The sequence below is a fragment of the Amycolatopsis keratiniphila genome, assembly GCF_000400635.2.
Taxonomy (GTDB): domain Bacteria; phylum Actinomycetota; class Actinomycetes; order Mycobacteriales; family Pseudonocardiaceae; genus Amycolatopsis; species Amycolatopsis keratiniphila.
In genome coordinates, this window is sequence record NC_021252.1 from 3,676,621 (window position 1) to 3,689,377 (window position 12,757).

A 12,757-nucleotide genomic window follows, 5' to 3' on the forward strand; every position below is an offset into this window, starting at 1 on the left:
GGTCAGTCGTGGACGGTCAAGACCGGATTCGAAACCAGCCCGAAGCTTCGTAGCACGCCGAGCAGCTCGCGGTGGCCGAAAGCCTGGCATCCGGAGGCGAACCCCACACGCTTCGGCGGCTGCTGAAGCAGCGAGTAGGCGCCGTAAGCCTGCATCAACCCGGTCTGCTTGTAGTTGCAGGTGCCGTGGATGACGCAGTGCGCACGGCCCAACGGCCCCGAGGCGTGCACCGAATCCAGCGAGGTGTTGAGCCGCTGGTTCTCCCGCGGTGGCATCTCGTCGCGCACCGCGGCGGCCTGCTCCGCCAGCACGCGCATCTTCTCGTCCAGCGGCAGGTCTTTCACCTGTTCCAGCACGGCGGCGACGATCTGCGGCACCCCCTGCATGAGTGCGCGGTCGAAGACGCCGCCGACGGCCTTGACGTTGGCCACGCGGGCGTCGTTCTTGAACCAGACCGGATGCGAGGTGCCGCCCCAGGGCAGGGCCAGCCCGGTTTCGTGATGACCGGGCACGGTGACGTCCTGCAGTCCGCCGTCGGCGGGCCAGGGCCGGTATTCGTTCTGTTCGAGGTAGTACGCGGCGGACAGCGCGGCGTTGACCAGGATGGTCTTCGTCGAAGCGACCGTGGGATACCCCTTCCAGAACACCAGGATGTCCAAAGTGTCCAGTCCGGGTGTCTCCAGGCAGAGGTTCGCCGCGATCTCGCCGGTGGTGTACATCTGCGCGATGCCGGGGGAGAGCAGCAAGCCCTTCTCGGCCATCTGCGCGCCGTAGCGCTCTTCGGAGGCGATCAGCCAGTCCTGTTCGCCGGTGGTGTCGAGGTAATGCGTTCCGGTGCGCAGGCAGGCTTCGACGACTTCGTGGCCGTACTCGCTGAACGGGCCGACGGTGTTGCACACGACCTTGGCGTCGCGGAACAGTTCGGTGAGCGCTTCGACGTCGTGCGAGACCTCGACGACCTCGTGATCGATGGTGTCGAGGCCGGGCACGTGGTCGATCGCCTCCTGGATGCGGGCCTTGTCCCGGCCGGCGGCGACGAACGGGACGTTGTACTCGCGCAGGTACTCGCAGATCAACCGTCCGGTGTAGCCGGAGGCGCCGTAGACCACGACGGGCTTGGGGCTGCTCATGGTGATTCCTTTCGGGTTCGTGCTGGTCACATGCCCATTCCGCCGTCGACCGGGAGCCCGGCGCCGGTGATGAAGCGGGCGGCGTCGGAGGCGAGGAACACGACGGCGTCGGCCATGTCCGCGACCTCGCCGAGCCGCCCGGCGGGGGTCTGCCCGACGACCGCGCCGATGGCGTCCTCGACGCTGGGGAAGAGGCCGACCTCGACGACGTCCTGCGCGAGCTGATTGCCCATCTGCGTGGGGACGAGGCCGGGGTAGACGCAGTTGACGCGCACGCCGTAGCCGAGCTTCCCGGCCTCCATCGCGGCGACCCTGGTGAGCCGGTCGACCGCCGATTTCGTCGCCGAATAGCCCGCGATGCCGGGGAAGGCGATGGTCGCGGCGACCGAGGCGATGTTCACGACGGCGCCGCCGGCACCCGCGGGACCGCCGGGCCGCATCGCGCGGAAGGCGTGCTTCACGCCGAGGGCGGTGCCGAGCACGTTGACGTCGAGCATCTTGCGCACGTCGGCGGGGTCGAGGTCGGCGACGAGCCCGGTGATCTCGACGCCGGCGTTGTTCACCACGATGTCCAGCCCGCCGAGTTCGCCGATGACCGCGTCGACCGCCTGCTCCCAGCTTCGTTCGTCGGTGACGTCGAGCCGGACGAAGCCCGCGTCGAGCTTGTCGGCGGTGGCGCGCCCGAGATCCTCCTGGACGTCGCCGATGACCACCGAGGCGCCCGCCTGTGCCAGCGCTTCGGCCATTCCGGCGCCCAGGCCCTGCGCGCCACCCGTGACCAGGGCTTTCCGGCCCGAAAGGTCGTACGAACCCATGGACTTCTCCTCCTTGAGACGGTCCGCGGTTGCGGTGTGGGTCACATCCTGAGCTAACTTTGGACAGTCGTCAAGATTTCCTTGGACAGTCGTCAAGAAATCCGCGACGCTAGACTGAGGGACCCCGCGGCAGGCGCGGGCTCCCGAACCGGACAGGAACTCGTGGTGACCGAGACGAGCGAGCGGATCGCACGCCGGAGCGTGGACAAGTTCGCCCAGCGGCGGGCGGAACTGGCGGAGTCCGCGCTGCAGGCGCTGTCCGAACTGGGGTACGCGAGGACGAGCCTGCGGGAGATCGCGCAGAAGTCGAACTTCTCGCACGGGGTGCTGCACTACTACTTCACCGACAAGGTGGAACTGCTGACCTACGCGGTCCGCAAGTTCGAGGAAGTGTGCGTGACCCGCTACGACGAGGTCGTGGCCGTGGCGCGTTCGGCCGACGAACTGGAGCGGGGCTTCGGCGACGCGATGGCGGGCACGCTGCGGGCCGACGCGGTGATGCACCGGCTGTGGTACGACCTGCGGAATCAGAGCTTGTTCGAGGCCGCGTTCCGTGCCGACGTGCTCGAGATCGACACTCAACGGCAGGCGATGATCTGGCGGGTCGTGGAGCGCTACGCCGAGCTCGCCGACGCTCCGCCGGTGGTGACGCCGCAAGTCGCTTACGCGGCCTTCGACGGCTTGTTCCAGCAGGCGCTGCTGCACCATCTCGCCGATGGTCTCGCCGAGGACGCCGGGTCGTTGCTCAGGCGGCTGGTCTCGTAGGCCCGTTCGATGGGCTCCTGGCCGGAGCCCATCGAACGGTTCGTCCCCTAGTCGGTGGCGTTGATCGCCGCGCCGTCGTAGAGGAGGGTTCCGGTGCTGTCGTAGACCCGGACCTTGAGCTTCGCCATTTCCGTTCGCGAGTCGGCCATCAGGCGCTCGAACTCCGCGCGGCCTTCCGCAGAAGCGGCTTCATGGGCTTCCAGCCTTTCCCGCGCGTGGCGCAGGACGGCCATGTCCACGGCTATTTCGGCGGCGAAGGTGCCGTCCACGACATCGGCTTCGGCGACTGTGCCGTCGCTCGCGTGGAGCTCCAGTCTGGCCGCTCCGGGAGCGAGGCGTCCCATCAGGCAGGCGGGCCGGCCGTTGTAGGCGGCCATCCATCGCCAGACCGAGTACGGGCGATGGTCTTGCTTTCGGTCCTGGGGCTGCAAATTCAGCCACGTGCCGCGGCCGTTCTCGAGATTGCAGATCCCGGTGGATCCGTCGTCGTTGTAAGCGAGGAGCGCGCCGAGTTCGGCGGTGGCGCCGATCCTGGCGCCGGGATGCCATCCCTTGGTGGAGGGCAGTTGGTCTGTTCTTCCTCGCGCTGTCTTCTCTTCGATGGTCGTGGCCAGGGCTGATTCGAGCTGTGCCGCGGGTGAAGTCACTGCGTGCTGTTCTCCTTCTTGTCGGATCGGGTTCGGTTCACTCTCGCTTCGGTTCGTTGCCGGCGCATCGGGGAGATTCCCTGAGTTCCGGTGAGTGGGGTTGGTGGATGTTAGCAGAAAGCGCTTACCTGCGGACTGATGGCCGATTTGCCTGGCTGTGCTGGTTTCGGGAAGCTGTTTCACTCTTCGGTGTTGTCTGCGCGTTTTGGTTGTTGCTTAAATTACGAACACACGTTCGATTTTGTGGTGTATTATGGAGTCGTGTCCGAGACCTTTCTTCCCGAGTTGCCGCAGGAGTTGTGGCGTGCTGGCAAGCTGGAGCTTGCCCATGGCGTGGCGCAGTCGTTGCAGGTGATTCGGATGGCGACCGCTTGTTTGGGGCGGTTTCTGGCGGAGATCGAGTCTCGGGGCGTCAAAGACTTATACGGGCATGGAAGTACGGCCAGCTGGTTCGCGGAGATGGCCGGGTTGTCGCGCGGTGAGGCGGGCGCGGTGGTGAAGCGGGCCCTCGCCCTGAACCCCACCCGGGCCTTGGACGGCACGGAGGTTCCGCCTGTCGCTCCCTGCACCGCCGCGGTCGCCGCTCAGGGACTGGTTGGGGATGAGCGGATCGATCAGATCCTGGAGATCTTGAAGAAGCTCCCTGCCGACACCTCCGCCGAAGATCGGGCCAGTGCGGAGAAGATCCTGGCCGAGCTGGCCCCGAACGCCGGTCCCCACCAGCTCTCCGAGGCCGAGGCGAAACTGATGGGCTGGCTGGACCCGGACGGCAACGAGCCCAAGGATCCCGAGCCGAAAGAGCCACGTCGGGAAATCACTCTGGAGCGCCGCAAGGACGGCTTCTGGAAACTCACCGGTCTCCTCGATGACGAGACCGGTGCCCGGACCGCGGCTGCGTTGGAGGCGCATGCCCAGCCGCGGCCGGTCGATGAGTTCGGGCAGGCGGATCTGCGGATGAAGTGCGAGCGCATGGGAGATGCCTGGGCTGAGCTTCTGGACCTGGCGATCGCGTGCCCGGATCAGCCGGGAACCAGTGGCTACCGGACCCTCGTCCACGTGACCGTCGGGTTGGAAGAGTTGAAGTCGGGGCTCGGGACAGCCTGCTTGGACTTCGTCGGCACGATGACTGCCCGGGAAGCCCGGCTAGCGGCCTGCGATTGCTTGATGTTGCCGGTCGTGATGAGCGGCTCGGGTGAGCCGTTGGATATGGGTCGCCTGAGACGGTTCGTCACCCCGGGCCAACGCCGGGCGTTGAACATCCGCGATGGGGGCTGCGCGTTCCCGGGCTGTCATCGGAGGCCGAAGAATTGCCACGCTCACCACATTCATCACTGGGCAGACGGCGGACCCACAGACCTCCGGAATCTCGTGCTGCTCTGCGGTTTCCATCACCGGTTGATTCATCACGGTGACTGGGCAGTACGGATGGCGGCTGACGGGTTAGCGGAGTTCATCCCACCTCAATACCGGGATCCACTCCGAAAACCCCGCCGCAACACCCTGCATTACGTCTGAACCCCGAGGAGCCCGTCGGTCACACCGACGACGGGCCCCTCGGCATGCCCGCAGTCGGGAGGGCGTCGCTCGTGGCCACAGCTCATCGAGAAGACCGCCGCCGAAGGCCTGCGCCGGAACCGTCGACGGCAGCCGGCTGAAGAGCGTGCCAGTTCACCAAGGGCTCGTGGTACTCAGTCGTGACGACGTCGCGAGGCGGCATCCGGTGCGGACCTGGCCGGCTCGTCACGATCGGATCATTGCCGGGGACCGACCCCGGTCAGCGAAGTGCTTGGATTCGCCGGTAAGCGGCGACGAGTGCCGTGCCGTTGCCGACGGGAATCTACCGAGAGGCCGGTTCGGAGCCCAGATCCCAGCCCGGCGTTCGCAACACGACCGCAAATGGCCGCGACCGGACCGCGCCACCACCCACCTTCAACCCGCCGTAAACGGTTAAAAGCCCCATACGTTCGACGGGATACACCGGGACCGGGCGCCCATATCGTCGGAGGCCGACCGCGACCAGGTGAGGAGCGCCTCGGATGAAACTCGTGCGGATGATGGGGCTGGCCGTGTTGACGGCCTCCGCGTTGGTGTTGTCGATGACCGCGGCGTCCGCGCACGATCCCGAGACGGCGGAGGGACAGGCGGCGGCCCGGACGTTCCTGGCCGACCACGTCCCGGCCGAGCGGCACGCCGTCACCGGCACCGCGGCGGGGGTCCCGTGCGTCAACGGCAAGGCCGACAAGTACCCGTGCAAGAACGTCGACCTGCTCAGCGTGCTGCCCCTCTCGGGCCTCGGCGGCGGGAACGGCAACGACATCTGGGGCTGGACCGATCCCTCGTCCGGCAAGGAATACGCCATCGTCGGGCGGACCAACGGCACCGCGTTCGTCGACCTGAGCGTCCCGACCTCGCCGAAGTTCCTCGGCAACCTGCCCTCCAACGGCGGCAGCAGTTCGTGGCGGGACATGAAGGTGTACAAGAACCACGCGTTCATCGTGGCCGACTTCATCACCGGGCACGGGATGCAGGTGTTCGACCTGACCAGGCTGCGCACCGTCACCACACCGCAGACCTTCACCGCCGACGCGCTGTACAAGGAATTCGGTCCCGCGCACAACATCGCGATCAACGAGGAGACCGGTTTCGCCTACGCCATCGGCTCCAACACCTGCAGCGGCGGGCCGCATATCGTCAACATCCAGAACCCGAAGGCCCCGGCCAAAGCCGGCTGTGTCTCGCAGGACGGCTACACCCACGACACGCAGTGCGTCGTCTACCGCGGGCCGGACACGGCGTACAGCGGCAAGGAAATCTGCTTCAACGCCAACGAGGACACGCTGACCATCGTCGACGTGACCGACAAGGCCAGGCCGGTCCAGATCTCCCGCAAGGGCTACTCGGGCGCGCAGTACTCGCATCAGGGCTGGCTGACCGGTGACCAGCGCTACTTCCTGCTCGACGACGAACTCGACGAGTCGCGCGGCACCGACAAGCGCACCAAGACCTACGTGTGGGACCTGGCCAAGCTGTCCGCCCCCGTGCACACCGGCGTCTACAGTTCGCCCGCCACCGCGATCGACCACAACCAGTACATCAAGGGCCAGTACTCGTACCAGGCGAACTACCAGGCCGGTTTGCGGATCCTGGACGTCAGCGGGGTCGCTTCGGCGAAGTTGTCCGAGGTCGGCTACTTCGACATCTACCCCGCCGGTGACGCCGCGAACTTCAACGGCGCGTGGAGCAACTACCCGTACTTCTCCAGCGGCATCGTCATCGTCAACGGCATCGAGCAGGGCTTGGTCGTGGTGAAGCCGAACCTCGGCGGCAAGTGACCGGGGGCAGGGCGTGCGCAAACCCCGGCTGACGGATTGGCTGTTCCTCGCGCTGGCCCTGGTGATCGGCACGGCCGCGGTGTTCGTGGCCCTCCGGCCGACACCGGGCTCCGCGCATTCGGCTCACCAGCAGCCCGTGGTGACGGCGGATCTGCTTCCGGCGGCCCACAGCGACGGGCTGTCGGAGGCGGAAAGCGGCTACCGGTTCGAGCGGGTCACCACCCCCGCCGTCCGGGGCCCCGAGGTGCCCGTCGCGTTCCGCATCCTCGGCCCCGACGGGCGGCCGGTGACCCGGTTCCTCGACAACCAGACCAAGCAGATGCACTTCTTCGCCGTGCGCGACGACATGAACGTCTTCCAGCACGTGCATCCGCGGCTGGAAGGGGACACCTGGCACACGAACCTCGCGCTGACCGACGGCGGCGCCTACCGGATGTTCGCCGAGTTCGTACCGCTCGACACCAAGGATCCGAAGCATCCGGTGGTGCTCGGCGTCCCGTTCACCGTGCCCGGTGACACCACCTTCGTGCCGGTGCCCGCGCCGGCGGCCGACACCGTGACGGCCACGGGATACCGGGTGGCGCGGGTGGACGGGGCGGCCCGGATCCCGTCGATGCGGGCCCAGGTCCTCCGGTTCGCCCTGCGCGGCCCCGATGGCACGCCCCTCACCGCGGTCGACCCGCATCTGGGCGCCAACGGCCATATGACCGGATTCCACACCATGCTGCTGTCGGCCACGCACCTGCATCCGGTCCAGCCGCTCGGCGTGGCGCTGGCCGACGGCGAGCTGACCTTCCACTCCCTGTTCTCGGAGCGCGGGGAGTACCGGCTGTTCCTCGAGTTCTCACACGGCGGGCGGGTGCACACGGCCGCCATCACGGTCGCGGTGGACTGACGGGGACGACCTCCGCGATCTTCGGTGCCGCGCCTCCCGGCGACCAGAGGAGCCGGACCTTGTCGGTCACCACGCCCTCGGCCGGCAGTTCCGTGTAGCCGCCCGACATCCGGCCGATCGTCCGCCAGCCACCCGCCGCGTCCGCGACCTGGACGTCGGCGCCCGCACCGGCGTCGGCCGCCAGGACGACGACCTTGCTCAGCGGTTTCGGCGCGACGGCCGTGACGACGAGCGCGTCGCCCGCCATCGGCGCCGACGCCGCCGCGTACAGGGAATCGGCGTTGTTGTCCGCCGCCGCGGCCAGGTTCGACCCAGTCGGGGTTCCGGTGACGGTGTACTTGGGACTGTCCGGTGTGGACACGGTGAATTCACGCACCACGACCCAGAAGGTCTGGGCGCCGGTCGTGCGGATGCGGATGAACCGCGCCTCGGCGCCTTCGGGCAGGTCGGCCGAGATCACCGGCTCGGTGACCGTCTTCGCCGTCGTCCACCGGGTGCCGTCTGCGGAGTATTCGAGGACGCCGTCGCGGACGTAGTCGTCCGGGCTGGTCGGCTTTCCCATCAGGATGTCCACATGGGACACCCGCTGCGGGGAACCGAGGTCGACCCCGATGGTGGCGCCGATCCGGGGGGCCCAGTCGCTCCAGTAGTAGGTCTCGGGGTCGCCGTCGACCATCCGGGCGGGGACGTTGTCGGTGTAGGTACCGAGCGACGTCGTCGGCCGCGGCCGGATCCCGGGCAGGCCGAACCAGCGGTCGGCCGTGGCCAGCGCGCTGTCGAGGAACGGCACGCAGACCTCCGTGCAGGTGCTCGGGTTGCGCGGGCCCCGCGAGGTCGGGACGCGGATCGCCTGCGCCCGCTTGAGCGCGGCGACGAGTTCGCCGCGTTCCGCCCACGCCTTCGCGCCGTCGCCGTCGACCTGGGCCAGCAGCATCCGCACCGCGTGCCTGCCCGCCTGACCGTAGAGCCCGACCTGGTCGAGCCACGGTCCGACCTCGGCGAGGAACTTCGGGTTCGAGGCCATGCCGCGCCGCAGATCTTCGGGATCGGAAGCCATCGAGGTCAGGTAGCGATCCAGTTTCGCGGCCGCGTCCCACGGATCCTTCTTCTCCAGTGCGGTCCAGAAGGCGGCCAGCAGCGGCCGCAGTACCGGTGAATCCAGATCCGGCTTCCCGGTGTCGAGACGGGCGAGCAGACTCGAATAGTTGTTCTCCGCGAACACCTTCAGCGCGGGTGCGGCGGGTCCGCCGAGGTCGGCGATGGCGGCGAGCCAGGACTTGTCCGGGTCGTACCGGTCCGAATTCCACAGGAAGTCACCGGAGGTGAACTCGGCGATCTTGGACGCCTCCGCCTGCACCATCGGGTTCGCGGTGATCCCGGACAGGTACTTCGCGACCCCGGGCTCACGGCCGATGTACGGGCCGAGCAGCAGACGTTCGGTGATGTAGTCGTTGACCGGGTAGTTGTCCCAGATCAGGATGTCGTGCCCGAAGACCTCTTTCGCCTGCCGGGCCTGCTTTTCGGTGATCTGACCGGCGATCACGCCGACTCCGGTCCACTCGACGATCACCGCCTTGTCGAGCTGGGTGCGCAGCGCGGTCTTGTACGGCGAGTCCGCGAGGTCGTAGTACTCGGTCGGGACGGTCTGCAAACGTTCGACGCCGGGATGTGCCGCGATGAAGTCCTGCTGAACGCGGTTGAGCAGGAACGACTGCGCCGCGCCCGCGGCCGCGCCACCGGTGCCGAACTTCGCGGCGTCGGCGTCGCAGTTCCAGCGGGTGTAGGAGATGTCGTCGAGCGGGATGGCGAACGACCGCACGCCGATGTCCCACAGCGACTGGAACTTCGTGACCAGCGCGGTCTTGTCGGCGTCGGAGGAGTAGCACACGGAAAGGCCGGGGGAGAGGGCGTAGGTGAACTCGACGTGGTTCGCGGCGGCGCGCCCGACCAGTTGCGAGAGCAGGGCGAGCTGTTCCGGCGGGTACTGGTCACGCCAGCGGGCGCGCAGGAACGGGTCGTCCTTGGGTGAGTAGACGTACATGTTCTGCTTGGTGCGGCCGTAGAAGTCCAGCTGTGCCAGCCGGTCGGCGTGCGACCACGGCGCGCCGTAGAAGCCCTCGATCACGCCGCGCAGCGGGGCCGCGGGCCAGTCGCGGATGCCGAACGCGCCGCTCTTGCCGGAAGCGAACAGCTGCCGGAACGACTGCGCGGCGTAGAACGTCCCCGAAGTGTCCACACCGGACAGTGCGATCACGCCGCGGTCGGCGGCGAGGACGTATCCGCCGGGGGAGAGGCCTTCCGGGCCGTTGAGGCGGAGCGCGGCGAGCGCCGGAGCGGTCGCTCTGCTTTCGGTGGGCCCGCCGACGAAGACGACGAGGCCGCCGTTGCCGCGTTCCCGGCCGACGGCGGCCTGATCGTGGTCGGTGACCTTGACGATCGTGCTCGTGCCCGCCGCGCGGAGGACCTGGTCCACGACGGCGAGCGCGGACGGATCGGTGCCCGCTCCGACGACTTCGACGACGGTGCGCGGGATGGTCACCTGCCCCGCCCGTGGCGTCACCTGCTGGGGTGTCGGCCACACCTGTGCCAGGGGAGGGGCGGGGGCCGCGTTCGCCGGTGCGGGGACGGCTACCGCCACCGCGGTCACGAGCAGCGTCACCGGAATGAGTCGAAGTACCCATCGGAAGGACATCGGTGGCCCCCAAATCGTCGATCGACGACGTTCTGCGAGCAAGCAAACACCCGATGTGATGACCTGGGCTAGGTCGGTCCGGGTGATTTTCCGACCGGACCGGCGGCTATTCGGTCAGGGCGGCGGCGGTGAGGGTGAGATGCCGGGTCAGCGCCTCGGCCGCCGCGTCGGCGTCGCGCGCGAGCGCCGTCTCCTCCAGCAGGCGGTGTTCGGCGAGATGATCGCGGCCGGGAGCGCGGTGCGCCGCCCAGCGGCGGGCCAGTTCGCTCGCGGTCCACATCCGGTCAAACGTCTCCAGCAGGACGGGGTTTCCGCAGCCGTCGAGCAGGGTCCGGTGGAAGACGCGATGGGCTTCGGACCACGCGGCGCTGATGTACTCGCCCTCTTCGGGAACGAACGGCGGCGTCCGGCTCAGCCGGTGATGGGCGGCGCGGACGCGGGCCTCCCAGTCGAGGTCGCCGCGTTCGACGGAGAGGCGCAGGACGAGCGGCTCGATGGTCCGGCGGGCTTCCGTGATCTCCTGCCAGCGCCGATCGGAAAAGCCGGGGACGGCGAAGCCGCGGTTGGGGAGCCGGTCGGCGAGGCCGTCGCCGACCACGCGGACGAGTGCCTCCCGGACGACCGCCAGGCTCACGCCGTGTTCCTTGGCGAGGTCCTGCGGTTTGAGCGGGGCGCCGGGGGCGTGGTCGCCGCGCATGATCGCGTCCCGCAGGCGGGTGTACACCTGCTCGGAGAGCATCTGCTTGTCCGGTGAGGCCATCCGCAGAGCATAGACGAACCGATAGATAATCGATTATCTGTATTATGGTCGATTCATGAACGATCCCTTCGTGAGGCTGCCCGAGGTGGCCTCCTTCACCGTCACCAGTGCTTCTGTCGTCGACGGTGGCTCCTGGTCGCCCGAACAGCTGGCAGGCAAAGACGTCTCGCCGCAGCTGAGCTGGAGCGGCGCCCCGGCCGGCACCAAGAGCTACGCCGTCACCATCTACGACCCCGACGCGCCGACCGGTTCCGGTTTCTGGCACTGGGCGGTCGCCGACATCCCCGCGGCCGTCACGGAGCTGCCCGAAGGTGCCGGTGACGACACCGGCTCCGGGCTGCCGCCAGGTGCCTTCCAGGTGCCCAACGACGCCCGTCTCACGCGTTTTCTCGGCGCCGCACCGCCCGCCGGGCACGGCGTGCACCGCTACTTCGTCGTGGTGCACGCCCTCGATGTCGAGTCGCTCGGCGTCCCGGCCGACGGCACGCCCGCCCTCCTCGGGTTCACCATGGCGCCGCATGTTCTCGGTCGCGCGGTCCTGATCGCCACCGCGGAAACCCCGGGCCCCGAACGCATCGAGGTCTCCAGGCTGATTCCCGCCTCCGCCGAGGTGATCTTCGCGGTCTTGAGCGATCCGCAAGGACATGTCGACATCGACGCGTCGGGAATGCTCATCGACGCGGAAGGGGACGTGGTCGAGCAGGCGGGCGACCGGTTCGTGGTCCACATGGACCGGGAAGCGCTCGGGGACGTGCCTTTGGGCAAGTACGACGTCGAGGTCGTCATCACGACACTCGCTCCGGGCGAGGAGATCGCGTGGACCGTCGAAGGCCGGATCCGGCCGCATGCCCGGCACATCTACGGCTACCGGCTGGAGCCCGCCGAGGGCGGCACGCTGGTCACGTCGTACTACGACTGGTCGGAGGTGGGCGAGGAGTGGAAGGAACGCATCACCTTCCCCGTGGTCCCCGAATCCGCGCTCAAGGCCACGCTCGGGATTCTGGAGCGGACCGTGCGGCGTCGAGCCGTTTCACCCCCGCGCGGACGCTGAACACGACAGAATGTCCCGGTGCGGAACATCCTCGTAGCGATCGCCCTCGTCCTGCTCGGTGTCACCGGTTGCCAGAGCGGGGTTTCCGGCCAAGCCGAGCCCGAAGGCGACAGTTTCGCGATCAAGGACGGGTCACTGCTGCGGTTCCGCCCGGTCCTGGCGGAGTTCCCGCCCGGCCCGGCGACGGGCGCGGCGACCGACCGCCAGAGCACGGATCCGGCCGGACAGCAGGCCGCCGTCGCGGCGCTGGACTGTTCGGAGGGACCGGATCCGCTGGACGGCCGCGACGACCCGGCGCTCCCGCTGGTCAGCTGTGACCGGGTGCAGGGCACGAAATACCTGCTCGGCCCGGCGTTCCTCACCGGAGCCGACCTCAGCCGGGCGAACGCTCGCCTCGACACGCAGTCCGGGGGCCCGCTCGTCGGGCTCAGCTTCACCGACGCGGGGGCGCGGACGTGGGCCGACTGGACCGCGGCGAACGTCGGCAAGCAGGTCGCGATGGTGCTGAAGAGCCGGGTGCTGACCGCGCCGTCGATCCAGTCGGCCATCACCGGCGGGGAAACCCAGATCACCGGCAAGTTCACCATGGACGACGCGCGCCGGCTGGCGCGCGACATCGCCGGCGGCTGAGCCCGCGGAATACGATCACCGCAGCCGACGTTTGAGCGTT

11 protein-coding genes are annotated in these 12,757 nt (G+C 68.4%); 6 read left to right on the forward strand and 5 right to left on the reverse strand.

Features of this window, described 5'->3' with window-relative positions; all coding sequences use genetic code 11:
• Positions 1-2 precede the first annotated feature (2 nt).
• Complete coding sequence (locus tag AORI_RS57795) at positions 3-1,130, reverse strand: DUF5938 domain-containing protein (RefSeq protein ID WP_043848795.1); 1,128 nt, start codon at positions 1,128-1,130, stop codon at positions 3-5.
• A 26-nt stretch (positions 1,131-1,156) separates the two neighbouring features.
• On the reverse strand, positions 1,157-1,945 hold the full coding sequence (locus tag AORI_RS57800; protein ID WP_016333718.1) for an SDR family NAD(P)-dependent oxidoreductase: 789 nt from the start codon (positions 1,943-1,945) through the stop codon (positions 1,157-1,159).
• 165 nt (positions 1,946-2,110) lie between these two features.
• Here AORI_RS57800 and AORI_RS57805 point away from each other — a divergent pair, with 165 nt between their 5' ends.
• Positions 2,111-2,710, forward strand: a complete 600-nt coding sequence (locus tag AORI_RS57805) for a TetR/AcrR family transcriptional regulator (RefSeq protein WP_043848796.1) — start codon at positions 2,111-2,113, stop codon at positions 2,708-2,710.
• Between the two features lie 47 nt (positions 2,711-2,757).
• Here the strand turns inward: AORI_RS57805 and AORI_RS57810 are convergent, their stop codons facing one another.
• The gene (locus tag AORI_RS57810) at positions 2,758-3,540 is read right to left on the reverse strand and encodes a hypothetical protein (protein WP_123798407.1); all 783 of its coding nucleotides are present in this window, start codon (positions 3,538-3,540) and stop codon (positions 2,758-2,760) included.
• Positions 3,541-3,618: 78 nt separating this feature from the next.
• On the opposite strand from AORI_RS57810, the gene AORI_RS57815 reads away from it, so the two are divergent.
• The 3 genes from AORI_RS57815 to AORI_RS57825 all read left to right on the forward strand — a co-directional run bounded on the left by AORI_RS57815 (position 3,619) and on the right by AORI_RS57825 (position 7,584).
• Entirely contained in the window at positions 3,619-4,872 is a 1,254-nt protein-coding gene (locus AORI_RS57815; protein WP_016333721.1) for an HNH endonuclease signature motif containing protein, read from the forward strand.
• A gap of 521 nt (positions 4,873-5,393) precedes the next feature.
• The gene (locus AORI_RS57820; RefSeq protein WP_016333722.1) at positions 5,394-6,689 is read left to right on the forward strand and encodes a choice-of-anchor B family protein; all 1,296 of its coding nucleotides are present in this window, start codon (positions 5,394-5,396) and stop codon (positions 6,687-6,689) included.
• Between the two features lie 13 nt (positions 6,690-6,702).
• Positions 6,703-7,584 (forward strand): hypothetical protein, encoded by an 882-nt coding sequence (locus AORI_RS57825; RefSeq protein WP_016333723.1) that lies wholly within the window; start codon positions 6,703-6,705, stop codon positions 7,582-7,584.
• On the opposite strand, the gene AORI_RS57830 is transcribed toward AORI_RS57825, so the two are convergent.
• Both AORI_RS57830 and AORI_RS57835 read right to left on the reverse strand, forming a co-directional pair.
• Positions 7,565-10,243: a glycoside hydrolase family 84 protein gene (locus AORI_RS57830; protein ID WP_228688367.1), complete on the reverse strand. Its 2,679-nt coding sequence runs from the start codon at positions 10,241-10,243 to the stop codon at positions 7,565-7,567. The two genes, AORI_RS57825 and AORI_RS57830, sit on opposite strands and share 20 nt — an antisense overlap.
• Before the next feature lie 139 nt (positions 10,244-10,382).
• Entirely contained in the window at positions 10,383-11,015 is a 633-nt protein-coding gene (locus AORI_RS57835; protein WP_200871001.1) for a GntR family transcriptional regulator, read from the reverse strand.
• A gap of 76 nt (positions 11,016-11,091) precedes the next feature.
• On the opposite strand from AORI_RS57835, the gene AORI_RS57840 reads away from it, so the two are divergent.
• Both AORI_RS57840 and AORI_RS57845 read left to right on the forward strand, forming a co-directional pair.
• Complete coding sequence (locus AORI_RS57840; RefSeq protein ID WP_016333726.1) at positions 11,092-12,087, forward strand: YbhB/YbcL family Raf kinase inhibitor-like protein; 996 nt, start codon at positions 11,092-11,094, stop codon at positions 12,085-12,087.
• An 18-nt stretch (positions 12,088-12,105) separates the two neighbouring features.
• The gene (locus AORI_RS57845; protein WP_016333727.1) at positions 12,106-12,717 is read left to right on the forward strand and encodes a SecDF P1 head subdomain-containing protein; all 612 of its coding nucleotides are present in this window, start codon (positions 12,106-12,108) and stop codon (positions 12,715-12,717) included.
• Positions 12,718-12,757: the final 40 nt, after the last annotated feature.

Coding starts and splice junctions, on each gene's coding strand:
- AORI_RS57795 (WP_043848795.1), bottom strand. CDS start 1,130: ATGAGCAGCCCCAAGCCCGTCGTGGTCTACGGCGCCTCCGGCTACACC.
- AORI_RS57800 (WP_016333718.1), bottom strand. CDS start 1,945: ATGGGTTCGTACGACCTTTCGGGCCGGAAAGCCCTGGTCACGGGTGGC.
- AORI_RS57820 (WP_016333722.1), top strand. CDS start 5,394: ATGAAACTCGTGCGGATGATGGGGCTGGCCGTGTTGACGGCCTCCGCG.
- AORI_RS57835 (WP_200871001.1), bottom strand. CDS start 11,015: ATGCTCTCCGAGCAGGTGTACACCCGCCTGCGGGACGCGATCATGCGC.
- AORI_RS57840 (WP_016333726.1), top strand. CDS start 11,092: ATGAACGATCCCTTCGTGAGGCTGCCCGAGGTGGCCTCCTTCACCGTC.